The following is a 23,116-nucleotide window of genomic DNA, read 5'->3' as shown; positions in this document are numbered from 1 at the left end:
GTCCCCTTTGGCGTTGGATTTCGATGTCCGAACCATAACGCGAGGGAGCATGGATGTGAAGACGGTATACAATTGCATGCCGCCGACCATAGGCGACATTTATATTTCGCTCTCATTTGTCTAAACATATCTATTTAGACAAATAGCACATATGCCGGATAGGTCGTAAGCGTTCGCTTTTACTCGATTGAAGGTGTAATTGTGACCTACCTGACCAGCTCGACACCAGTCACCGCCACGTGGATGTACTTTGGGAACAAGGCGCAGCTTAACACCGATTCCCGTACGCCCCTGACGAACACGCAGGCTGACACGTTGAACGGCTATAAGGCAGTAGGTCCTAACCAGATCAGTGCTGTCGATCTTACCGCGCAAAGCCGTTGGGTGACGATCGACAACAAATGGACGAAGGCCTGGGCGACCACTTATAACGGTCATCAGGATGGCGCCAGCAAGATGTACTATGACTCGCCCACCAGCGGTCAGACGGCACAGTATATTACCGGCTTTTCCAAGGTCGATTATCTGCTGACCACGCCCGATAATGTGGAAATGAAGCAGACCGGTGTCATGATCCAGATGGGAAATGGCGACCTGTTCTTCCGCCCCGCGCTGGATACGGTCGCGGAATGGAAAGACATTACGCAGCTTTATTCGGTCGAGATTATCGATGCGACGCCACTGTCCAAGAATACATATGTCGCGCAGGTGTCCTTCGATCCCAGCATCTATGATCTGGAAATCATCTGCTTTGCCACCGGCACCATGATCCGCACCGAAAACGGCGATGTCGCGGTCGAGGATCTGCGCGCAGGCGATATGGTCTGGACCCGCGATAACGGTTTCCAGCCACTGCGTTGGGCGGGCACCAGCCACCTGAACGCCAGCGATCTGGCCGCCAAACCGAAGCTGTTGCCGATCCGCATCAAGGCCGGTGCGCTTGGCCTGAACATGCCGTCGATGGATCTGGTCGTCTCGCCGCAGCACCGCGTGCTGGTCCGTTCGGCCATCGCACAGCGTATGTTCGGCACCATGGAAGTGCTGGTTCCGGCCAAACACCTGACCGAGCTGCCGGGTGTGGATGTCGAAACCGATGTCACCTCGATCAGCTATCACCACCTGATGTTCGATGCGCATGAAGTCGTTATGTCGAATGGTGCCGCCAGCGAATCACTGTACCCCGGCCCGCAAGCGTTGCGTGCATTGGGCGCCGAGGCCTTGGCCGAAATCGAGGCGATCTTCCCCGGCATCCTGACCGCAGAAGACGCACCTGCTACCGCGCGTCCTTTTGCCCGTGGCGCAAAAGTTCGTCAGATGGCGTCGCGTCACATTGCAAACAGCCAGCCGCTGGCATCCTGATTGCTGTCGCGCCTGCCTTTAGGCGGGCGCGAAATGCACATCCAGTCTGGAATGAAGCCAGACCCACAGATCTGATGACGCGCGTTCGACCCAAGGTCCGACGCGCGTTTCTATTTGCGACAATGTCACTTTATATTCCGCCCAGCCCATTCCACCTGAATGCAGGTTCTGGATGGCGGGCTGGCAGCGGTCCAGACCTTTGGCAAAGATGGAATCAGGGGTCTGCACAGCTTCGAATTCCTGCCACAAGGCCATAAAATCCGCCGCTTGATCGTCGGGCAGCAGGCCGAAGATCCGGCGCGCTGCGGCAGCCTCATCCAGCTGCACCTGCGCGGAGCCATGGGCGGTGCCATTTGCCGAATGCAGCGGAATGTCACCGACGTCGATTTCCACCAGATCATGGATCAGCAGCATACGGATCACCCGACCGATATTGACTTCGGATCCCGCCATATGCGCCAGCGACAGCGCATAAAGCGCCAGATGCCAGCTGTGTTCGGCACTGTTTTCATGACGCGAATTGTCGATCAGCGTTGTTGCACGATAAACGGACTTCAACTGGTCCGCTTCGGCCAGAAAACGCAAACGGCGGGTCAGATCATCATCGGGCAGCGCCTGCCCGTCCAGCATTGCCCGTGCAGCCTGCATGATCTGCGGCCATTCATGCGACATGCGTGCCGCGCGGCCACGATCCAGATTGTCGCGCACGATATCGACGTGTTCCTGAATGGGCTGCGGGGCCTGCATCACCTGAAACAGCGGATGCACATGGTCCATCCGCTTGGCCATTACCGCATCGGGACTGCCCGAGGCTTCGAATTCCGTCCACAGCGCGACCAGACGTTCGGCATCGGGCGACAAGCCAAAGATACGGGTGGCGGCGGCCAGCTCGGCGCGGTTCAGCGCCGCAACATCGTGGTCCAGATGGATGGGTTGGTCGCCAACGTCGATTTCCACCAGATCATGCAGCAACAACATCGCAATAGCACGGTCGCTGGCCCCGAAGACCATCGCATAAAGTGCGACGTGCCAGCTGTGTTCGGCGCTGTTTTCCGCGCGCGAAAGATCCATCAGAACATTCGCGCGCGTGACCGTTTTCAGGCGGTCGGCCTCGCACAGGAAATTGATATGCTGGCCGATCCGGTCTGTCATAATTGGTCCTTAGCGTGTTGTTTCGGTCAGGCGCTTGCGGACATAGCCCTGCACCAGATCGATCATCGGCTTCATATGGGTTTCGTCGTCACGGAAGAAGTGGTCCGCGCCTTCGATTTCCTCATGCGTGACGGTGATGCCCTTCTGTTCGCGCAATTTGCCGACCAGCGTATGGGTGTCTTTGGGCGGTGCCACGCGGTCGGCGGTGCCGTTCACGATCAGACCCGACGACGGGCATGGCGCAAGGAAGCTGAAATCATACATGTTCGCGGGCGGCGACACGCTGATAAAGCCGGTGATTTCGGGGCGGCGCATCAGCAGTTGCATCCCGATCCACGCGCCAAAGCTGAAGCCCGCAACCCAGCAATGCTTGCTGTTGGGGTTCATCGTCTGCAGGTAATCCAGCGCGGATGCGGCATCGGACAATTCGCCGATCCCCTGATCAAATTCGCCCTGACTGCGGCCCACACCACGGAAGTTGAACCGCATGACTGTAAAGCCCATGCGGTGGAACGCGTAATGCAGGTTATAGACGACCCTGTTGTTCATCGTTCCGCCAAATTGCGGATGCGGATGCAGGACGATGGCGATGGGCGCATCGGGCTTGCCAGGCTGGGGATGATAGCGCGCTTCGAGACGGCCTTCGGGGCCGGGGAAAATCAGCTCGGGCATAGACTTCCTTCACAGGGCTTTCGGGTTTCTTGACGCTTGCGCGCGCGGCTTCTAGACGACATATCTGGGGAGCCCGCGCGGACTTGGCAAGAAACATGCTGGGCTGGGCATAGCGCGCGATGACGGCACCCGTCAATGCAAGGCACATGTTTCGGTGCCAATACCAGAGGGCTGTGCCATGAAACTTTCGACCAAAGGCCGTTACGCGATCATCGCGCTGGTGGATCTTGCCATTGCCAAAAGCGATGAGCTGACTTCGCTGGCGCAAATTTCCGAACGGCAGGATATCTCGCTTCCGTATCTGGAACAGCTTTTCGTGCGTCTGCGGCGCGCCGGACTGGTAACATCGGTGCGTGGTCCGGGCGGCGGTTATCGTCTGGCCCGTTTGCCGGAAACCATCCGCATTGCCGAAATCCTTGAGGCAGTCGATGAAACTGTCAGTGCCATGCATATCGGCGCAGGCGCGTCGGGGGGCATTTCAGGGTCGCGGTCGCAGACCCTGTCGAACCGTTTGTGGGAAAGCCTGTCGGCGCATGTCTATGTCTTCCTGCACAACCACACGCTTGCCGATATTGCGAAAAACCAGTTGCTGCCCTGCCCTGCACTTCCGAAAATCCTGAATGTTGTGGATGAATAATTCGTTCTATCACGCGCTGATCATTTTTATTTGATCTTTTCTGCATCCGGTTGCCGCGCTGCGGTGTCTTCAGTTCCAGAGGCCTGATGACAGGCCCCTGTGAACATCGGATGAGGAGATCGCCATGTCAGCCACCCCGAAAATATCCATAAAGATTGCATCACTTTATAGCGGCGTCGCATTTGCGGCGTTGATCGGCGGCATGGGCATGGCCCAAGCGGACGCGACGGCGGATTGCAACACGGGCTCAGGTACGAATTCCGTGGAATGCGGTGTCAATTCGACCGCAGACGGCGAATTTTCAGTCGCTGCCGGTGATGGCGCGATGACCGATGTGACCGCGACCGATGGTGTCGCGATCGGTGCCGTCGCCACGGCAACCGGCCCCTCGACCACCGCAATCGGCGGAGAGACTGTCGCAACCGGACCCGGTGCATCGGCAATCGGCTGGCAGTCGATGGCAACTGCCGAACGCGCACAGGCATTCGGCCATCTGGCAACGGCCCAAGGCATCCGTTCGCTGGCCGTCGGTGAAAATGCCGACGCGCAAAGCGATATGGCAACCGCCATCGGCAATGAAACCATTGCCAACGGCATCGACGCATTGGCCATCGGCGACACTGCCGCAGCGAACGGCAACTCCAGCACAGCAGTCGGTGGCGAATCTGTAGCGACCGGCGCTGGAACGAGCGCAATCGGCTGGCAATCCATGGCATCTGCCGAACGCGCGCAAGCATTCGGCCATTTGGCAACCGCACAGGGCATCCGGTCGCTGGCCATCGGTGAAAATGCCGACGCGCAAAGCGATATGGCAACCGCCATCGGCAATGAAACCATTGCCAATGGCATCGACGCATTGGCCATCGGCGACACCGCTGCCGCGAACGGAAATTCGACTACAGCAGTCGGTGGGGAATCTGTAGCGACAGGTCCGGGCGCGACGGCCATTGGTTGGCAGTCCGTCGCCAGCGCCGAACGCGCACAGGCGTTCGGCCATCTGGCACAGGCAACCGGCGTCCGTTCAACCGCTGTTGGCGAAGCCGCAATGGCATTGGGTGCCCGCTCGGTCGCGATTGGCGATGGTGCACAGGCCAGTGCCGACAATTCGGTGGCAATCGGTGCGGGCGCAGCGGCAACCTCTGCGAATGAATTCGTGCTGGGCAATGCGCAGAACACCTATCGTGCGACAGGGATTGCATCGGCGGAAAGCACTGCGTCGCAATCTGGCGCAGTGGGGGTCGTTACCTCGGACGCGCAGGGCAATCTGGCGGTCGACCGTTCGATGGGGACGCAAATCTCGCAGCTTGACAGCTCGGTCCGTTCTTTGGGATCCTCGATCGAGGACAACAAGGAAGGTATCGCCATGGCCATGGCCCTGAACACGCCTTACGTCCCCGAAGACAAAACCTTTGCCGTTTCCACCAGTCTGGGCAGCTTCGAGGGTTCGAACGCAATGGCGGCCTCGATGGGGTATCGCTTCGATGCGAACACCCAGTTCGATGCGGGCGTTACCTATGGCTTTGACCGCAATCAGGTCGGTGGCCGCGTCGGCGTGACCTACGCGTGGTAAAGAACCGCATCCGCGGATCGGGGACGCTGCTTCGCGCAGCGTCCTTGGGTCTGGCGCTGATGCTTTCGGGCGTCGGTGCTTTTGCCCAAGACACCCGACCCGACATTGCAGTGGTCGAACCAAGCTATGCCACCGCCCTGATCCGCGATGTGCTGGCGGCGGTGAACCACGGCAACTGGACGGGCAATTATACCGTGCTGCGTGATTATGCAGCGCCTGAATTCGCCTTGGCAAATGACCCCACGCGACTTGCAGGCCTGTTTACCGAAGTGCGCGCCGAACGGCTGGATCTGTTGCCGGTGATGATCACCGATCCGGTCATCCTTGATAGCCAGCTAAGCGAAAGCGGTCAGGAATTGCGGCTGACGGGGTATTTCCCGCTGCAACCGCGCCACGTCAGCTTTGATCTGGTGTTCGGTCTGGAAGGCCGCCGGTGGCTGTTACTGGGCATATCGGTCGGTGCCTTCGATCCGCTGGACACACCTTAACCGACCAGAAAATCGAAGATCTTTTCCTTTGGCCGGCACAGGACAGCCCCCTGCGGGCCAAAGACCACCGGACGTTCGATCAGGATCGGATGTTCGGCCATGGCGGTCACCAGCGCCGCGTCCGCAAGACCTGTGTTTCCCAACCCCAGATCATCGAACGGCGTGCCCTTGCGTCGCAGTAGGGCGCGCGGGGTCATGTCCAATTGCGACAGCGCCTGTTCCAGTTCTGCCACGGATGGCGGTTCCTTGATGTAATCGCGGACGACGACATCCACCCCCGCATCGCGCAGGGCAATCAGGACAAAACGTGATGTCGAACAGGTCGGCTTGTGCCAGATCGTATAGGTCACCGGTGTCCCCCTTCCGGAATGGGCAATGCGCTGGACGCCTTGATTTCCTCCATCGACAGCAAGGCTGTGACATTGTGGATTTTCACCTCGGAAATCAGCGATTGATAGAACCGATCATAGGCGCGTGCGTTACGCACCTGAACCTTGAGGATATAGTCGATGTCACCTGCCAGCCTATGCGCCTCGACAACCTCGGGGCGGTCGCGCAATGCTTTCAGAAAGCGCCCCGCCCAATCCTTGTCATGTTCGCTGGTCCGCACCAGAACAAAGAAACATGCCTCAAGGCCCAGCGCTTCGGGATCAAGGATCGCGACCTGCTTGCGGATGACCCCTGCTTCGCGCAATTTGCGAATTCTGTTCCAGACAGGGGTCTTCGAGGCCCCGACACGGTCCGCAATCTGGTCCAGAGACAGGCTGGCGTCCTGTTGTAACAGGGACAGGATTTTGCGATCCACGTCATCAAGCCGGACAGTTATTTGCCCTGCGGCCGGTTCGGTGGAAAGAGGTTCCGACATCTGGCTACTCCTGAACAGATCATCCTTATTTCGCGCGCCTACTCGTAAGAATCCAGAACAAAATCCTATATACAGACCAGCATTAGAAAGGTCCGAGTCATGAGCAAAGCCTTCACCCCGTCGGCAAACAAACCCGGTGTCATCACCGCCAACCACCTGCGTGAAGGCTTCAACGTCTGGATGTGCGAGGATGGCTGGACGCCTGATCCGCGCAAGGCGACGCTGTACGAGGACGAGGCGATTGCCGAACTGGAACTGCTGAAGGCCATCGGTCAGGCGGATCTGGTTGTCGGTCCCTATCTGGTCGAGGCAAAGCGTGGCCCGAACGGCCCCGAGCCTGTCCATTTCCGCGAAGCGTTCCGCCAGCTCGGGCCTTCCAATTATTTCCACGGCATTCAGGCCGACCAGCAAGCCGAGGCTAGCCATGTTTGATGTCCGCCCAGTAGAGATCGATTACGTCCAGCACCGCGCCCAGCAATTCCGCCAACAGGTTGCCCGTCGTCTTGACGGCAGCCTGACCGAGGATGAATTCAAGCCGCTGCGCCTGATGAACGGCGTCTATCTGCAGCTGCACGCCTATATGCTGCGGGTTGCCGTGCCTTATGGCACGATCAATCCCGATCAGATGCGCACCTTGGCGTTGCTGGCTGAAAAATGGGACAAGGGCTATGGCCATTGGACCACACGCCAGAACATCCAGTATAACTGGCCAACGCTGGTGGACATTCCCGACATGCTGGACGCGCTGGCCAAGGTTGGCATGCATGCCATCCAGACCAGTGGCAACACCATCCGCAATGTGACCACCGACGCCTTTGCCGGTGCTGCCTTTGACGAGGCTGCCGACCCGCGTCCCTATGCCGAATTGCTGCGCAGCTGGTCGACCGACCATGCCGAATTCCAGTTCCTGCCGCGCAAGTTCAAAATCGCCATTTCCGGTGGTAAAAAAGACCGTGCCGTCATTACGGCCCATGACATCGGCCTGCGCCTGAAGGAACAGGACGGCAAGACAGGTTTCGAGGTCTGGATTGGTGGCGGCCTTGGCCGGACACCGTTGCTGGGTCAGGTTGTCCGCGATTTCCTGCCCGAAGAAGACCTGCTGCCCTATGTCGAGGCGATTATCGCGACCTATAACATCGCCGGTCGCCGCGACAATAAATACAAAGCCCGTATCAAGATCACCGTTCTGGAACGTGGTCTGGACGTGATGCGCGCCGAAATCGAAGAAGAGTTCATTGCCCGCCGTCGTGACTTTAACGGCGCCGACCGCGATGCGCTGGCGGTCTTCAAGGAACGCTTCCGTGCGCCGGCCTTCCGCAACGAGGCAACCGACGCCTACGAAGAAGCACGTCAGGCCAACCCTGCGTTCCGCAGCTGGTCCGATACCAACTTGCATCAGCACCGCATCGACGGCTATGCCAGCGTTGTCGTGACCTTCAAGGCCCCCGGCCAGACGCCGGGTGATGCAAGCGCCGAACAGATGCGTCTGTTGGCCGATCTGGCCGAACGTTTCGGCCATAGCGACATCCGCATCATGCACGACCAGAACGTCGCCCTGCCGCATGTCCATAAATCCGACCTGCCTGCACTTTATACGGAACTGTATAAGGCCGGTCTCGCCACGGCCAACGCCGGACTGACCAGCGATATCATCGCCTGCCCCGGCATGGACTATTGTGCATTGGCAACCGCGCGCTCGATCCCGATTGCGGAAGAAATTGCCGGCCATTTCCGCACCCTCGGGCTGGAACAGGAAATCGGCAATCTGAACATCCGGATTTCCGGCTGCATCAACGCCTGTGGGCACCACCATCTGGGTCATATCGGCATCCTGGGTCTGGATCGCGCTGGCGTCGAAAACTATCAGATCACGCTGGGTGGCGACGCTTATGACATTCCGGCCATCGGCCAGCGTGCAGGCGCGGGCTTCCCCGCCGAGGAAGTCGTCCCCGCCATCGACCGCCTGCTGCGCGCCTATCTGGACGTGCGTCAGGACGACAGCGAACGCTTTATCGACGCCTATCGCCGCTTAGGTCAGGCACCGTTCAAATCCGCGCTTTATCCGGAAACAGCCGATGCTTGATGGCAATCTGGACACACGTGCGGGGCGGTTGAACGACCGCTATCGCCACCATGCCGCGACAGGTGTGCTGCGCCATGCCCTGACCGACCCCGATCTGGGGCGGGTTGGGCTGGTGTCATCCTTTGGTGCTGAATCGGTGGTCTTGCTGCATATGGTGTCCGTTGTGGCCCCCGGCCTGCCGGTGCTGTTCATCGACACCCAGATGCTGTTTCCCGAAACGCTGGCCTATCAGCGTGATGTTGCCAAAAAGCTGGGTCTGACCAATGTGCAGGTGATCAGCGCGTCAGACGAAGACGTTGCCCTGAACGATCCCGACGGGACGTTGAACAAGGTCAATCCCGACGCCTGCTGCCATTTCCGCAAGACGGTGCCGCTGGAAAATGCACTGTCGGGCTTTGACGCATGGATTACGGGCCGTAAACGCTTTCAGGGCGGTCAGCGCACCGAACTGGAGTTCTTCGAGCCTGAACCCCCGCACCGCTTGCGGGTGAACCCCTTGGCCCACTGGCGGGCGCAGGACGTTCAGGAGTATATGATCGAAAACAACCTGCCGCGTCACCCGCTGGTGGCCCAAGGCTATCCGTCGATCGGCTGCGCACCTTGCACCTCGCCCGTCAAACCGGGTGAAGATCAGCGTTCGGGTCGTTGGCGCGGTCAGGAAAAGACCGAATGCGGCATTCACTTCATCGGCGGACGTATGGTCCGCAGAAAGGTTACGGCATGACCGACGAACCGCTGTCCCAAGACGTTCTGGCCCGCGATGACGGCTTTCATCCCGTGGCCGAGGAAGCCCCCGTCATTCTGGGGTCCGACACCGATCCGGCAACTTTGCCCGACCGGATGCATCACCCGCTGATCGGCATCGACTTTCCGTCCTTTGCCGACGGGCGCGGCTTTACGCTGGCCCGTCGCCTGCGCGAACTGGGGTATCAGGGGCGTCTGCGCGCCACGGGTCGCCTGATTGCCGATCAATACGCCATGGCCCGCCGCGTCGGCTTTGACGAGGTGCAGGTCGCTGCCGATATCGCCGTCCGCCAGCCCGAAGACCAATGGCTGGCCCGTGCCGACTGGAAGGCATGGGACCATCGCGAGACATTGGCCGGCTAACCGGCTGTCATCGCCCTGCCCTTTGGATTAGAACGAACTGGATTTTTCTTATGACGCTGGATCTGCCCGTGGCCGACGCTGCCCCCAAAAAGACGCTTCCCGACGCCCAGATTGTGACCTCGGTCAAACATTGGACCGATACGCTGTTTTCGTTCCGCGTGACGCGCCCTGCGTCATTGCGCTTTCGGTCGGGCGAATTCGTCATGATCGGCCTGCCGGGCGATAACGGCAAACCGATCCTGCGGGCCTATTCCATCGCTTCGCCCAATTGGGACGACGAACTGGAATTCTATTCGATCAAGGTGCCGGACGGGCCGCTGACCTCGCGTCTGCAGCATATCAAGGCGGGTGACGAGATTATCCTGCGGCCCAAGCCCGTCGGTACGCTGGTTCTGGACGCGCTACTGCCCGGCAAGCGCATGTGGTTTCTGGCCACCGGCACCGGCTTTGCCCCCTTTGCCAGCCTGATGCGCGACCCAGAAACGTACGAGCGGTACGAACAGATCATCATGATGCACACCTGCCGCACCGCCGAGGAACTGACCTATGGTGCGGAACTGGTGCAAAACCTGCGTCACGACCCGTTGCTGGGCGAGCTGTATGGCGCAGATTTTGCAAAACGCCTGATGTATTATCCGACGACAACCCGTCAGGATTCGCCGTTTATGGGCCGCATCACCGACAACCTGTCATCGGGCAAAGTGCTTCGGGATCTGGGCCTGCCGCCCATCAGCCCTGAAACCGACCGCGCAATGATCTGCGGCAGTCTGGCGTTCAACGTCGATGTCAAAGCTGTGCTGGAAACCTTTGGCCTGAACGAAGGCGCAAATTCGGCCCCCCGCGAATTTGTGGTCGAAAAAGCGTTTGTCGGCGAAGGCGTCTAAGCCAACCGTCACCATCATACAAAAGGGCGCAGGGTCATTTCCCTGCGCCCTTTTTATTGGCTGGTCTTAAAAGAACGCCTGCAATCCGGTGATTGCGCGGCCAAGGATCAGCGCATGAACGTCATGCGTGCCCTCATACGTGTTCACGGTTTCAAGGTTCACCATATGGCGCATGATCTGGTATTCTTCGGAAATACCGTTGCCGCCATGCATGTCACGCGACATCCGCGCGATATCCAGCGCTTTGCCACAATTGTTGCGCTTGACGATGGAAATCATCTCGGGCGCGGCTTGGGCATCATCCAGCAGACGACCGACGCGCAGGCTGGCCTGCAGGCCAAGGCTGATTTCAGTCATCATATTAGCCAGCTTCAGCTGGTGCAGCTGCGTCTGGGCCAACGGCTTGTTGAACTGCACGCGGTCCAGACCGTATTGGCGCGCGGCATGCATGCAATATTCCGCAGCCCCCAGCACACCCCAGCTGATGCCATAACGGGCACGGTTCAGACAGCCGAACGGACCCTTCAGACCTTCGACGTTGGGCAGCAGCGCATCCTCGCCAACCTCGACACTGTCCATGACAATCTCGCCGGTGATTGAGGCACGCAGCGACAGCTTGCCACCGATTTTCGGGGCTGACAGACCTTTCATACCTTTGTCCAGCACAAAGCCGCGGATCTTTCCGCCATGCGCTTCGGATTTGGCCCAGACGACGAAAACATCCGCGATGGGGGAATTGCTGATCCACATCTTCGACCCGCTGATGACATAGCCGCCGTCGGTTTTCTTGGCGACGGTTTTCATGCCCGCAGGGTCGGACCCCGCATCGGGCTCGGTCAGACCGAAACAGCCGATCCATTCACCCGATGCCAGCTTGGGCAGGTATTTCATCCGCTGTTCTTCGCTGCCATAGGCATAGATCGGATACATCACTAGCGAAGACTGCACCGACATCATGCTGCGATAGCCGCTGTCCACACGCTCGACCTCGCGCGCGATCAGACCATAGGACACATAGCCTGCGCCGATTCCACCGTATTCTTCGGGGATGGTGACGCCCAGCAGGCCCATCTCACCCATTTCGCGAAAAATTTCGGGGTCGGTCGTTTCATCGCGATAGGCTTCAATGATGCGCGGCTGCAGCTTGTCCTGTGCATAGGCGCGGGCCGCATCGCGCATCATGCGCTCTTCCTCGGTCAACTGGTCCGTCAAACGGAACGGATCCTCCCAATCGAAACGGCCCAGATCCGGTGCGTCTTTCGCTTTCAACGTCGATGACATGTCTTCTCCTCTTCTCTCCGGGTGAATGATTAGGGGGCTTGGCCTATGGGTGCAATGCCAAGGGTGCATCACATGCAAGTCACGGTGATGTTTGGAACTGTTCCGCCAACCGCCTGTTAGACATTCAACAATACGCACGACATACCGCTGGAGGAGCGTTCATGCGCCGGATTATTCACAATACCACCGCCATCGTCACCTGCCTGTCCCTTCTGGTGCCGCAACTTGCTGCTGCACAGGACGCAGAAGCAGATAAGCCCAAGGACGGGCTGGCCGAAATTTTGACGCAGGCCCGCGAGGCTGCCCGTGCAGCGGATGATGACACAAATGCGGAACAGAACGCCGAAGCGCCGCCAAAGCCGAACGGACGCCGTCCGCAGGCTGATGATGCCGCCCCGCAGGCCAAGCCCGCGAATGATGAAACCGACCGACCGCAGCCTGCACCCGATAACAGGGACGCCAATGCCGACGGCAACGGCAACGGCAACGGCAACGGCAACGGCAACGGCAACGGCAACGGCAACGGCAACGGCAAGAACAATAAAGCAGCGCCCGCGCAAGACGATAGCAAGCCGCAGAAAAAACCGGCCCGCGATGATGATAACGCCGATCAGGCCGCCCGTGATCAACGCGATGCCGACAAGCTGGCCGAACAGATGGCCAAGGATAACGATACGGTAGGCACCGGCGCGCTGACGGTCGCCAGTGGCGCACTTCAGACCGAACGCGCCGACGCCATGCCCGGCTTGGCACGCGTATTGTCCGAGGAGGTCTGGGCCGGTTTGGACCCTGCGTCCTTGACTTGTCTGACCGGTGGGACCTTCCCCTGCGCAGATGGCGATCGTGCCCAGACCCCGCGCGGGATCGTGATCGAACAGAACGGTGCATCGCAATTGCGTCTGGCTGCATCGGAAAACCAGATGTTGCGGGTCAATAAGAATGGCGATCTGGTCCAGCGTGCCGCTGAAGAAAACACCAAAGAGACTGAAGCCGCGCGCGAGGCTGCGCGACAATCCGAACCGGTGAATGCCGCTGCCCTTAACGCGGGCGAAGGTACCGGAAATGTGACCCGACAGGCCGTCACCAAGGACACAACCCGATCGTCATCCGAAGATTTTGCCACCAACCTGCGGGATGCCCTGTCCGGCAAAACCGATGAGGCCAAAGACGATGACGATGATAACAACAATCTGACCAAGGCATTGCTGTTGGGTGCGGGTGCGCTGGCAGTCGGATCATATTTGAACAACAATCGTCAGGTTGCCCTCAGCGCGCCTGACCGCGTTGTTGTGACGCGTGAAGACGGCAGTCAGGAAGTCATCAAGGATGAGGTTGCGCTGCTGCGCCAGCCGGGATCGAACGTCTCGACCGAAAATTTCGACGACGGATCGTCGCGCACGATCGTCACGCGTGAGGATGGCAGCCGTGTGGTCACCATCCGTGACGCCGATTTGCGCGTGCTGCGCCGCACGCTGGTTTCAGCCGATGGCAGCACCACGCAGCTGATCGACGATACGACCGATGTGCAACCCGTCGATCTTGCCAGCTTGCCAGAACCCGCAGCCGTGCAGACCAACACCGCCCCCTTGGACGAAGATGAACTGCGCGCCGCGCTGCGCCGCGAAACCGCGACAGATCGCCGCTTTACCTTGTCCCAGATCCGCAACATTCCGGAAGTCCGGTCATTGGTCGCACCGGTGAACATCGATGCAATCACCTTCGACAGCGGGTCGGCTGCGATCCGTCCGGATCAGGCACAACAGCTGCAATCACTTGGCCGCGTAATCGAGGAATCTGTCGCCAGCAACCCGGCCGAGATTTTCATGATCGAAGGGTATACCGACACGGTCGGCGCGGATGCCTTTAACCTTGCCCTATCAGACCGTCGTGCGGAATCAGTGGCGCTTGCATTGACGGAATATTTCGATGTGCCGCCCGAAAATCTGGTGACCCAAGGCTATGGCGAACAATACCTTCGCATCCGCGCCGAGGGTGATATCCGCGACAACCGGCGCGCATCGGTCCGCCGGATCACCGACTTGCTGCAAACCGCGCAGGCCCAATAACCATTAAAAAGCAAAAGCCCCGATATACATCGGGGCTTTTTCATAAGTTATCAGCAGGCGCAGGTGATCTGGTCCAGAACAGGTTGACACAAGTCTTCCTGACCACCGCAACAATCCTGCATCAGAAAACCCAGCAAGCCGCGCATCGATTCCATCTGTGCAAAATAGCGGATCGACCGTCCTTCACGAAGCGAGCTTACCAATCCGGCAGCCGACAGGATCGTCAGATTGTTGGACAGCGTATTGGACCGGACATCCAGTGCAATAGCAATATCACCCGCCGCCATGCCGACGGGGCCTGCCTTGATCAACAGGCGAAAGACATCCAGCCGCATATCATGGGCAAGGGCTGACAGGGCATCCAGAACATGTTTCTTTTCCATCTTACAGGAATACCGGATATGTCAGCCGCTCGCAAGGTTTCAGAGATCCTCGGCGGCAAGGAAACCGCCTGACTGGCGCTGCCAGAGCCGTGCATAGATGCCGCCGCTGGCCAGCAATTCCGCATGGTTACCCTGTTCGACAATGCGACCCTGATCCATCACAATCAGCCGGTCCATGGCGGCAATGGTGGACAGGCGATGTGCAATGGCGATCACGGTCTTCCCCTGCATCAGAACGTCCAGACGCGACTGGATGGCGGCCTCGACCTCGCTGTCCAGCGCGCTTGTCGCCTCGTCCAGAATCAGGATCGGCGCGTCTTTCAACGCCACACGGGCAATGGCGATACGCTGGCGCTGGCCGCCAGACAGCTTGACCCCGCGTTCGCCTACATGGGCATCCAGACCTGTACGTCCATGACTGTCGCTCAGGCTTGGGACAAAGCTGTCAGCCTCGGCCATCTGCAAGGCCGCCTGGACCTGCTCATCAGTTGCGTCCGGACGACCATAGGTGATGTTTTCCCGAACCGAGCGGTGCAGAAGCGAACTGTCCTGCGTCACCACCCCGATGGCACCGCGCAAGCTGTCTTGCGTCACCCGACCGATGTCCTGTCCGTCAATGGTGATGCTGCCGCCCTCGATATCGTGGAACCGCAACAGCAGGTTGATCAGCGTGGATTTGCCCGCCCCCGACCGGCCAACCAGACCGACCCGTTCGCCGGGCTTCAGAGTCAGTGTCAGATCATCCAGCACGGCCAGCGGCTTTGCACCCGCCATCCCGTCATAGCGGAAAGTGACGTTCCGGAATTGCACCGCCCCTGCCCCGCGTTCCAACGGCACGGCATCCGGCACGTCCTGAACCTCACGCGGCAGCGATAGGCTGGTAATGCCATCCTTGACCGTACCGATATTTTCGAACAGCGCGGCAAATTCCCACATGATCCAATGCGCCATATTGTTCATCCGCATTGCCAAAGGCACCGCCACCGCAACCGCCCCCACAGCCACATCACCCTGCGACCAAAGCCAAAGCCCCAAACCCGCGACCGAGGCGACCAGCCAGACATTCAGCAGGTTCAGGATAATGTCCTGCAATGTTGCCAGACGCATCTGGCCGTAAACCGTTTGCAAAAACCGGTCCATTCCGGCCTTCATCCAGTTTTCTTCCCGGTCCGAATGCGAAAACAGTTTGACCGTCGCGATATTGGTATAGCTGTCGACAATACGCCCGGTCATATCGCTGCGTGCGTCGGCCTGTGCCTGTGCCACCCGCCCCAGCCGCGGTACAATCTGCCACAGCATCAGCGCATAGCCGACACCCCAGATCACAAAGGGCAAGGCCAGACGCCAGTCCTGACTGGCCGCCAGCACCATCGCCCCCAGAAAATAGATCAGCACATAGCTGCCCACATCCATGATCTTCATCGCCACCTCGCGCACCGCAAGCGAGGTTTGCATCAGCCGCTGCGCGATCCGGCCCGCGAATTCATCCTGAAAATAGCCGACCGACTGGCGCAACAGATAGCGATGCGCCTGCCAACGGATGCGCTGGGGAAAATTGCCCATCAATGATTGGTGCAGCACCATCGAGGTGCCGAAATTCAGCCCTGGCAGCAGGACCAGCAGCACCACGGCCATCACCGCGATATTCCCGCCCTGCTGTGCCCAGAACTGGTCCTTGGGGGTATCGGCAAGTCGGTCGACCAGCTGGCCCAACCAGCTGAACAACATCAGTTCGATAATCGCGATAATCCCTGCGCCAATGGCCAGCAGGATTAACCACGGGACGACGCCGCGGCTGTAGTGCAGCACAAAACGCCCCAGCCCGCTTGGGGGCATGGTCGGCTCGGCGTCCGGATATGCCGATATACGTCGTTCGAACCAACCGAACATAGGTGCACCCTCCTGCGGGAATATTACGGCGCCACTGCTGGCCCGCGCCTTTTGTGAAGTCAAGACCGCCAGAACTTTGCAATCCGATGGAACGCTGACCATACCGCCGCGTTGTTTTCCCAGAGCCTGAAACGGCAAAGAGAAAGGAACAGACATGACCATCAATTCGTTGAAAGACCTGTATCTGGACCAATTGAAAGACCTGTATTCGGCCTGCAAACAGTCGATGCCGATTGTGACCGAAATGGGTCGTAAAGCCAAATCCCGTGAATTATCCGAGGCGTTGATTGCAGGCAATCAAGGCATTTCGGATGGCATGGATAAGATTGCACAGCTTTGCAACGATCACGGTGTCGATCCCACCGGCGAGCATTGCAAAGGCATGGAAGGTCTTGTGACCGAGGCGCGCAAGCACGCCATCGAAGCATCCTTTGGTGATGACGATGCACGCGATGCTGCCATTATTACGCAATACCAGCGCCTGATGCATTACGCGATTGCGGGCTATGGTTGCGTTCGCACATTCGCAAACCGTCTAGAATTCGACGGCGACGGTGCGATCCTTCAGGAATGTCTGGACCAGACGCAGCAAGGCGATGTTCATATGACCGCCATCGCTGAAGGAAGCGTCAACGAAGCAGCGTTGATGTAAGCAAGGTTTTGTAACCAGTTATATGGCCCCCGAAGCTTCACGCTTCGGGGGCCATTTTTATTTATAGCGCCCGCCGCGCTGAAGAACCTCGATTTCATATCCGTCAGGGTCCTGAATGAAGAAAAACCGTGCAATGGTCTCTCCCGCAGGGGCGAAGTCGGTCAATTTCCAGGGGGAAAACCCCGCCTTGGTCAAGCGGTCATGTTCAGCATCGACATCGTCAACCGATACGGCAAGGTGCCCGTAGCCATCGCCCAAATCATATGGCTGGGTCCGGCCCTTGTTGATCGTCAACTCCAGCTCGGCGTCTGTTTCCGGATTGGACAGATAGACCAGTGTGAATTTTTCGAAATCCAGCCGTTCGGCGATCTTCAGGCCAAAACAGCGGTCATAGAAGTCAAGCGAGCGTTCCTCGTTCAACACGCGGATCATGGAATGGATGAACTTGGCCAAGAAAGCCTCCTGTCATTGCGGTTATTAAGGACAGGTAACGATCCAACCGCTGTTGTTCCAGTCCTGCCAAAGCAAAGGGCCGCCCCTAAGGACGGCCCTTTTTCACCATAATATCCGTTGCCGGATCACCTGATGAATGCTTTGCGGATGGCCCTTACGGGCCGTCCAATCAGGCGATGATTTTGGAGACGACGCCAGCACCGACGGTGCGGCCGCCTTCGCGGATGGCGAAGCGCAGTTTGTCTTCCATTGCGATCGGCGCGATCAGTTCGACTTCGAACTTCAGGTTGTCGCCGGGCATGACCATTTCCGTACCTTCCGGCAGGGTCACCGTTCCGGTCACGTCGGTCGTGCGGAAGTAGAACTGCGGCCGGTAGTTGGCGAAGAACGGTGTGTGACGGCCACCCTCTTCCTTGGTCAGGATATAGGCTTCGGCTTCGAACTTGGTGTGCGGCGTGACCGACTTCGGCTTGACCAGAACCTGGCCACGCTCGACGCCTTCACGGTCGATACCGCGCAGCAGAACACCCACGTTGTCGCCAGCTTCACCACGATCCAGCAGTTTGCGGAACATTTCCACGCCCGTGCAGGTCGTTTTCTTGGTGTCGCGGATACCCACGATTTCCAGTTCGTCGCCGACGTTGACAGCGCCACGCTCGACGCGACCGGTCACAACCGTACCACGGCCCGAGATCGAGAACACGTCTTCGATCGGCAGCAGGAAGGGCTGGTCCACGGCGCGCTCGGGCGTCGGGATGTATTCGTCGACAGCAGCCAGCAGGGCACGGATCGAGTTCTCACCGATTTCCTCGTCGCGACCTTCCATTGCAGCAAGAGCCGAGCCCTTGATGATCGGAATGTCGTCGCCCGGATAGTCATAGCTGGACAGCAGCTCGCGCACTTCCATCTCGACCAGTTCCAGCAGTTCTTCGTCATCCACCTGGTCGACCTTGTTCAGGTAGACAACCATGTAGGGGATGCCGACCTGACGGCCCAGCAGGATGTGTTCACGGGTCTGCGGCATCGGGCCGTCAGCTGCGTTCACAACCAGGATCGCGCCGTCCATCTGGGCCGCACCGGTGATCATGTTTTTCACATAGTCAGCGTGGCCGGGGCAGTCGACGTGTGCATAGTGACGTGCTTCGGTCTCGTATTCCACGTGCGCGGTCGAGATCGTGATGCCGCGTGCCTTTTCTTCGGGCGCGCCGTCGATCTGGTCATAGGCGCGGAAATCGCCGAAGTACTTCGTGATCGCTGCCGTCAGAGTCGTCTTGCCGTGGTCAACGTGACCGATGGTCCCGATGTTGACGTGCGGTTTGTTCCGTTCAAACTTTGCCTTTGCCATGGAATGGCTCCTTGTTCTTCAATTCAGGTCAAGCGCGGGGCCGAAGCCCCGCCGCAAAATCAGGCGTATTTCTTCTGGATCTCGTCCGAGATGTTCTGCGGCACAGCTTCATAGTGGCTGAACTGCATCGAGAACACGGCGCGGCCTGAAGACATCGAACGCAGGTTGTTGATGTAGCCGAACATGTTCGCCAGCGGGACTGCTGCGTCGATGACGTTCGCGTTGCCGCGGCTGTCTTGTCCACGCACCATGCCACGACGGCTGGTCAGGTCGCCGATGATCGAACCGGTATATTCTTCCGGCGTCACGACTTCGACCTTCATGATCGGTTCCAGCAACTTCGCACCGGCCTTACGCAGACCTTCGCGCATTGCAGCACGGGCAGCAATTTCAAATGCCAGCACCGAGGAGTCGACGTCGTGGAACGCACCGTCCGTAAGGGCAACTTTGAAATCGATAACCGGGAAGCCGGCCAGCGGGCCCGAGTCCATAACCGATTTGATGCCTTTTTCGACGCCCGGAATGTATTCCTTCGGCACCGCACCACCAACGATCTTGCTTTCGAACGAATAGCCTTCGCCCGGCTCGGTCGGTGTGATGGTCATCTTGACGCGTGCGAACTGACCTGTACCACCGGTCTGTTTCTTATGCGTATAGTCGATATCGGCCGCAGTCGAGATCGTCTCACGATAAGCCACCTGCGGCGCACCGATGTTCGCTTCGACCTTGAATTCACGCTTCATGCGGTCAACCAAGATGTCGAGGTGAAGTTCGCCCATGCCGCGCATAATGGTCTGACCCGATTCAAGATCGGTTTCGACGCGGAACGAGGGATCTTCGGCAGACAGGCGCTGAAGGGCAAGGCCCATCTTTTCCTGGTCAGCCTTCGATTTCGGTTCGATCGCGATTTCGATCACCGGCTCGGGGAAGGTCATCGTTTCCAGAACCACCGGGCTGGACGGATCACACAGGGTGTCGCCCGTGGTGGTGTCTTTCAGACCTGCCAACGCGATGATGTCGCCGGCAAAGGCTTCCTCGATTTCCTCGCGGTTGATCGAGTGCATCATCATCATACGGCCAACACGTTCGCGCTTGCCTTTGGTGGCGTTCAGCAGCTGGTCGCCTTTATTCAGCTTGCCCGAATACAGGCGCGTGAAGGTCAGCGAACCAACGAAGGGGTCGTTCATGATCTTGAACGCCAGACCCGAGAACGGCTGCGCATCATCTGCACGGCGTTCGATGTTACGGGTTTCCGTTTCGTCGTCGGGCAGGAAGCCCATGTACGGCGGAACGTCCAGCGGGGTCGGCAGGAAGTCGATGACCGAGTTCAACAGAGGCTGGACACCTTTGTTTTTGAACGCGGAACCAGCGGTAACCGGGAAGAACGACAACGACAGCGTGCCCTTGCGGATCAGGCCGCGTAGGGTTGCTTCGTCAGGCTCTTCGCCTTCAAGATAGGCTTCCATGGCGGCATCGTCTTGCTCGACGGCAAGCTCGATCATGTTGGCACGCCATTCGTCGGCCAGATCTTTCAGCTCGTCACGGATCGGCTGACGAACCCAGCTTGCACCGAGATCTTCGCCCATCCAGACCCATTCTTCCATCTTGATCAGGTCGACAATGCCTTCCAGCTTGTCTTCCGCACCGATCGGCAATGCGATCGGGCAAGGCGTACCACCGGTACGATCCTTGATCATCTTGACGCAGTTGAAGAAGTCGGCGCCGATCTTGTCCATCTTGTTGACGAACACGATCCGCGGAACTTTATAACGGTCGGCCTGGCGCCAGACGGTTTCGGTCTGCGGTTCGACGCCGGCGTTCGCGTCCAGAAGGCAGATCGCGCCGTCCAGAACAGCCAACGAGCGTTCGACTTCGATGGTGAAGTCAACGTGGCCCGGGGTGTCGATGATGTTGAACCGGAACTTGGTGTCCGAAGTCCCCTCGGAAGTGGGGTCTTCCTGACGCTGCCAGAACGTGGTGGTCGCGGCAGACGTGATCGTGATGCCGCGCTCCTGCTCTTGCTCCATCCAGTCCATGGTCGCAGCGCCGTCGTGCACTTCGCCGATTTTGTGCGACTTACCGGTGTAGAATAGAATGCGCTCGGTCGTCGTGGTCTTGCCAGCATCGATGTGAGCCATGATGCCGAAGTTGCGGTAACGCTGCAGCGGATAATCGCGTGCCATGGTCGGGATCCTTTCGCCTTACCAGCGGTAGTGGCTGAACGCCTTGTTGGCGTCTGCCATCTTGTGCGTGTCTTCGCGCTTTTTCACTGCGGTGCCGCGGCTGTTCACAGCGTCGGCCAGCTCGCCTGCAAGGCGCTCTTCCATCGTGTGTTCGTTGCGCTTGGCAGCAGCGGTGATCAGCCAGCGAATTGCCAGCGCCTCACGGCGTACGGGGCGGACTTCGACGGGAACCTGGTAGGTTGCACCACCGACGCGGCGCGAACGCACTTCGACGGAAGGTTTAACGTTTTCCAGGGCCTCGTGGAAGACTTCAATCGGCTCGCGCTTCAGGCGGGTCTCGACGCGCTCCAGCGCGTTGTAGACGATCCGCTCGGCGATCGATTTCTTGCCGTCAACCATCAGGTTGTTCATGAATTTTGTCAGTACGCGATCGCCATATTTGGCGTCGGGCAGGACATCGCGCTTTTCAGCGGCGTGACGACGGGACATTGATGCCTCTCCTTACTTCGGACGCTTCGCGCCGTATTTCGAACGACGCTGACGACGGTCTTTGACGCCTTGGGTATCCAGAACACCGCGCAGGATGTGGTAACGGACACCCGGAAGGTCTTTTACACGACCGCCGCGGATCAGCACGACGCTGTGCTCCTGCAGGTTGTGCTTTTCGCCCGGGATATAGGAGATAACTTCAAAACCATTCGTCAGACGCACTTTGGCGACTTTACGCATAGCGGAGTTAGGCTTTTTAGGCGTCGTGGTATAGACGCGTGTGCAGACGCCGCGTTTCTGCGGGCAGCCCTGAAGGTGCTGCGATTTGCTGCGCTGCACTTTCGGCTGCCGCGGTTTGCGGATCAGCTGTTGGATCGTAGGCATTCGGTTCCCCGTCTTGCTCTGTCAATACTCGCAACCAGACCGGTTGCGCCTCTTCTCGACGGTAAGTTGCGCGAATCGCAAAATACCAAACCCGCCACGCCCAAGAGAGGCCGACGGGCATGATTCCAGAGGATCGGGGCATATTTCGGCCCGGATCGTGACCTCATATATTCTGACACCGAAAACGGTTTCCCGCCGGTTAGCGCGGCTATATGGGGATTCCATCGCCCTGTCAACATCAGCCCCTGCCCGTTACCGGCGCGTTACCCGATCTGACGCGCCAATTCGTCCATGACCTTGCGTTTAAAACCGAACCTGCGTGGAATCAGCAACGACAACGGTTCATCCCCGGGTCGCCAGCCATAGCCCTGCCCTTTCGACCCTGAATCACTGTCCTGATGGATCGAGCGGATAAACATGACCGGCGCGTTGATCGACACACCCGGCATCCATTGCCCCAAACTAGCGTGGTTATAGCTTAGCGCCGTCTTATCGGCATCCGGGGACAGGAAAATCGTCAGGGCGACACCCATGTTATGGCACAGCCACGGCTGGATCGACAGCCGGCCTTGCGCTGCGGTCACCATCAATCCCCGTCCGTAATCAAGCGATAGACAGTGATCCACCCGCCACAGGTCTTGGGCCATAGCAAAATCCGACCGGCTGCGCTCAATATAATCTAATGCAACAGCGTCATCATCGTCATGGCGAAAATGCCCGATCACATCCGCAGAGGGGTCGATATGGGGTGCAACGGCAATGCGACAGGCCTGACGGTGCTTTTCCATCGGGGGAACCAATGACAACACCAATTGCGGTACCCGATCACATAAGGCCTGCAAACGCGACAGATAGGGTTCTGGCAGATCGGGGCCAGTCATAATCACAAGGGTAAAATCGGGGTCGCTTTGGGCCAGCCAGCCGGGAATGGCGACCTTGATGAACCACTGCCAGCGGCGTTCCAGCCGTTTTTGATCATAAAGATAGGCGCGACGGGTCTGGAGATCGTCGTGGATCACCTGAAAGCCGCGCAGACCGACATAGGAAAAGCGGCACAGGCCCAACATCTGCACTTTCATCCGGCAATCCTCTTTTTTGACCCCTTTGAGTACCTTTGGACAACAAGCATCGCAAGATAGAGTGCCGGAACGAAAAAAAGGCCCGGCGTGATGC

Annotated in this window: 24 protein-coding genes; 11 read left to right on the top strand and 13 right to left on the bottom strand. The window is 58.8% G+C overall.

The features are described 5' to 3' along the window. Window positions 1-201 precede the first annotated feature (201 nt). On the top strand, window positions 202-1,359 hold the full coding sequence (locus DWB67_RS07035; RefSeq protein ID WP_255418581.1) for a Hint domain-containing protein: 1,158 nt from the start codon (window positions 202-204) through the stop codon (window positions 1,357-1,359). Window positions 1,360-1,377: 18 nt separating this feature from the next. Here the strand turns inward: DWB67_RS07035 and DWB67_RS07030 are convergent, their stop codons facing one another. Beyond that, on the bottom strand, window positions 1,378-2,511 hold the full coding sequence (locus DWB67_RS07030) for an HD family hydrolase (RefSeq protein WP_119806809.1): 1,134 nt from the start codon (window positions 2,509-2,511) through the stop codon (window positions 1,378-1,380). Between the two features lie 9 nt (window positions 2,512-2,520). Next, a complete protein-coding gene (locus DWB67_RS07025) occupies window positions 2,521-3,183 on the bottom strand; it encodes an alpha/beta hydrolase (protein WP_119806808.1) in 663 nt (220 codons plus the stop codon). Window positions 3,184-3,361: 178 nt separating this feature from the next. On the opposite strand from DWB67_RS07025, the gene DWB67_RS07020 reads away from it, so the two are divergent. The 3 genes from DWB67_RS07020 (at window position 3,362) to DWB67_RS07010 (ending at window position 5,878) form a co-directional block, all read left to right on the top strand. Then, the gene (locus DWB67_RS07020) at window positions 3,362-3,820 is read left to right on the top strand and encodes an Rrf2 family transcriptional regulator (protein ID WP_119806807.1); all 459 of its coding nucleotides are present in this window, start codon (window positions 3,362-3,364) and stop codon (window positions 3,818-3,820) included. A 124-nt stretch (window positions 3,821-3,944) separates the two neighbouring features. Next, window positions 3,945-5,390, top strand: a complete 1,446-nt coding sequence (locus DWB67_RS07015; protein ID WP_119806806.1) for a YadA C-terminal domain-containing protein — start codon at window positions 3,945-3,947, stop codon at window positions 5,388-5,390. Then, window positions 5,384-5,878, top strand: coding sequence for a hypothetical protein (locus DWB67_RS07010; protein WP_119806805.1), 495 nt, complete (start codon window positions 5,384-5,386; stop codon window positions 5,876-5,878). Before DWB67_RS07015 ends, DWB67_RS07010 begins: the two co-directional genes overlap by 7 nt. Here the strand turns inward: DWB67_RS07010 and arsC are convergent. Next, window positions 5,875-6,228 (bottom strand): arsenate reductase (glutaredoxin), encoded by a 354-nt coding sequence (gene arsC / locus DWB67_RS07005; protein WP_119806804.1) that lies wholly within the window; start codon window positions 6,226-6,228, stop codon window positions 5,875-5,877. The two genes, DWB67_RS07010 and arsC, sit on opposite strands and share 4 nt — an antisense overlap. Next, complete coding sequence (locus DWB67_RS07000; RefSeq protein WP_119806919.1) at window positions 6,225-6,704, bottom strand: Lrp/AsnC family transcriptional regulator; 480 nt, start codon at window positions 6,702-6,704, stop codon at window positions 6,225-6,227. The genes arsC and DWB67_RS07000 overlap by 4 nt, the downstream gene beginning before the upstream one ends. A 138-nt stretch (window positions 6,705-6,842) precedes the next feature. On the opposite strand from DWB67_RS07000, the gene DWB67_RS06995 reads away from it, so the two are divergent. Genes DWB67_RS06995 through DWB67_RS06975 form a run of 5 tightly spaced genes read left to right on the top strand, consistent with a single transcriptional unit; the run spans window position 6,843 to window position 10,817 of the window. Next, the gene (locus DWB67_RS06995) at window positions 6,843-7,175 is read left to right on the top strand and encodes a DUF2849 domain-containing protein (protein ID WP_119806803.1); all 333 of its coding nucleotides are present in this window, start codon (window positions 6,843-6,845) and stop codon (window positions 7,173-7,175) included. Then, window positions 7,168-8,826: a nitrite/sulfite reductase gene (locus DWB67_RS06990; RefSeq protein WP_119806802.1), complete on the top strand. Its 1,659-nt coding sequence runs from the start codon at window positions 7,168-7,170 to the stop codon at window positions 8,824-8,826. The genes DWB67_RS06995 and DWB67_RS06990 overlap by 8 nt, the downstream gene beginning before the upstream one ends. Then, window positions 8,819-9,550: a phosphoadenylyl-sulfate reductase gene (locus tag DWB67_RS06985; RefSeq protein WP_119806801.1), complete on the top strand. Its 732-nt coding sequence runs from the start codon at window positions 8,819-8,821 to the stop codon at window positions 9,548-9,550. The genes DWB67_RS06990 and DWB67_RS06985 overlap by 8 nt, the downstream gene beginning before the upstream one ends. Further along, a complete protein-coding gene (locus DWB67_RS06980; RefSeq protein ID WP_182911516.1) occupies window positions 9,547-9,933 on the top strand; it encodes a DUF934 domain-containing protein in 387 nt (128 codons plus the stop codon). Before DWB67_RS06985 ends, DWB67_RS06980 begins: the two co-directional genes overlap by 4 nt. Before the next feature lie 50 nt (window positions 9,934-9,983). Further along, on the top strand, window positions 9,984-10,817 hold the full coding sequence (locus DWB67_RS06975; protein WP_119806800.1) for a ferredoxin--NADP reductase: 834 nt from the start codon (window positions 9,984-9,986) through the stop codon (window positions 10,815-10,817). A 66-nt stretch (window positions 10,818-10,883) separates the two neighbouring features. Here the strand turns inward: DWB67_RS06975 and DWB67_RS06970 are convergent, their stop codons facing one another. Further along, window positions 10,884-12,098 carry an acyl-CoA dehydrogenase gene (locus tag DWB67_RS06970; RefSeq protein WP_119806799.1) on the bottom strand — a complete coding sequence of 405 codons (1,215 nt, stop codon included), beginning with the start codon at window positions 12,096-12,098 and terminating at the stop codon, window positions 10,884-10,886. Between the two features lie 161 nt (window positions 12,099-12,259). Between DWB67_RS06970 and DWB67_RS06960 the strand changes: the two genes are divergently transcribed. Continuing rightward, on the top strand, window positions 12,260-14,164 hold the full coding sequence (locus DWB67_RS06960) for an OmpA family protein (RefSeq protein WP_182911515.1): 1,905 nt from the start codon (window positions 12,260-12,262) through the stop codon (window positions 14,162-14,164). Between the two features lie 50 nt (window positions 14,165-14,214). Here DWB67_RS06960 and DWB67_RS06955 read toward each other — a convergent pair whose 3' ends face one another. Both DWB67_RS06955 and DWB67_RS06950 read right to left on the bottom strand, forming a co-directional pair. After that, window positions 14,215-14,547 carry a helix-turn-helix transcriptional regulator gene (locus DWB67_RS06955; protein WP_119806796.1) on the bottom strand — a complete coding sequence of 111 codons (333 nt, stop codon included), beginning with the start codon at window positions 14,545-14,547 and terminating at the stop codon, window positions 14,215-14,217. A gap of 39 nt (window positions 14,548-14,586) precedes the next feature. Beyond that, window positions 14,587-16,437, bottom strand: coding sequence for an ABC transporter ATP-binding protein (locus DWB67_RS06950; protein ID WP_119806795.1), 1,851 nt, complete (start codon window positions 16,435-16,437; stop codon window positions 14,587-14,589). Between the two features lie 154 nt (window positions 16,438-16,591). Here DWB67_RS06950 and DWB67_RS06945 point away from each other — a divergent pair, with 154 nt between their 5' ends. Further along, window positions 16,592-17,089, top strand: coding sequence for a DUF892 family protein (locus tag DWB67_RS06945; RefSeq protein ID WP_119806794.1), 498 nt, complete (start codon window positions 16,592-16,594; stop codon window positions 17,087-17,089). 57 nt (window positions 17,090-17,146) lie between these two features. Here the strand turns inward: DWB67_RS06945 and DWB67_RS06940 are convergent, their stop codons facing one another. From DWB67_RS06940 to DWB67_RS06915, 6 genes are all read right to left on the bottom strand, one after another. Next, window positions 17,147-17,542 carry a VOC family protein gene (locus DWB67_RS06940; RefSeq protein WP_119806793.1) on the bottom strand — a complete coding sequence of 132 codons (396 nt, stop codon included), beginning with the start codon at window positions 17,540-17,542 and terminating at the stop codon, window positions 17,147-17,149. A 169-nt stretch (window positions 17,543-17,711) separates the two neighbouring features. After that, window positions 17,712-18,887, bottom strand: a complete 1,176-nt coding sequence (gene tuf / locus DWB67_RS06935; RefSeq protein WP_119806792.1) for an elongation factor Tu — start codon at window positions 18,885-18,887, stop codon at window positions 17,712-17,714. Window positions 18,888-18,946: 59 nt separating this feature from the next. Further along, window positions 18,947-21,070, bottom strand: coding sequence for an elongation factor G (gene fusA / locus DWB67_RS06930; protein ID WP_119806791.1), 2,124 nt, complete (start codon window positions 21,068-21,070; stop codon window positions 18,947-18,949). 18 nt (window positions 21,071-21,088) lie between these two features. Then, entirely contained in the window at window positions 21,089-21,559 is a 471-nt protein-coding gene (gene rpsG, locus DWB67_RS06925; RefSeq protein WP_119806790.1) for a 30S ribosomal protein S7, read from the bottom strand. A gap of 12 nt (window positions 21,560-21,571) precedes the next feature. Next, a complete protein-coding gene (rpsL, locus tag DWB67_RS06920) occupies window positions 21,572-21,943 on the bottom strand; it encodes a 30S ribosomal protein S12 (RefSeq protein ID WP_022705687.1) in 372 nt (123 codons plus the stop codon). Window positions 21,944-22,206: 263 nt separating this feature from the next. After that, complete coding sequence (locus DWB67_RS06915) at window positions 22,207-23,022, bottom strand: glycosyltransferase (RefSeq protein WP_119806789.1); 816 nt, start codon at window positions 23,020-23,022, stop codon at window positions 22,207-22,209. Window positions 23,023-23,116 lie beyond the last annotated feature (94 nt).

It is taken from the genome of Paracoccus sp. JM45 (assembly GCF_003590715.1).
Lineage (GTDB): Bacteria > Pseudomonadota > Alphaproteobacteria > Rhodobacterales > Rhodobacteraceae > Paracoccus.
The sequence above is the reverse complement of the archived record's forward strand: the minus strand, read 5'-3'. Positions and strand labels throughout refer to the sequence as shown.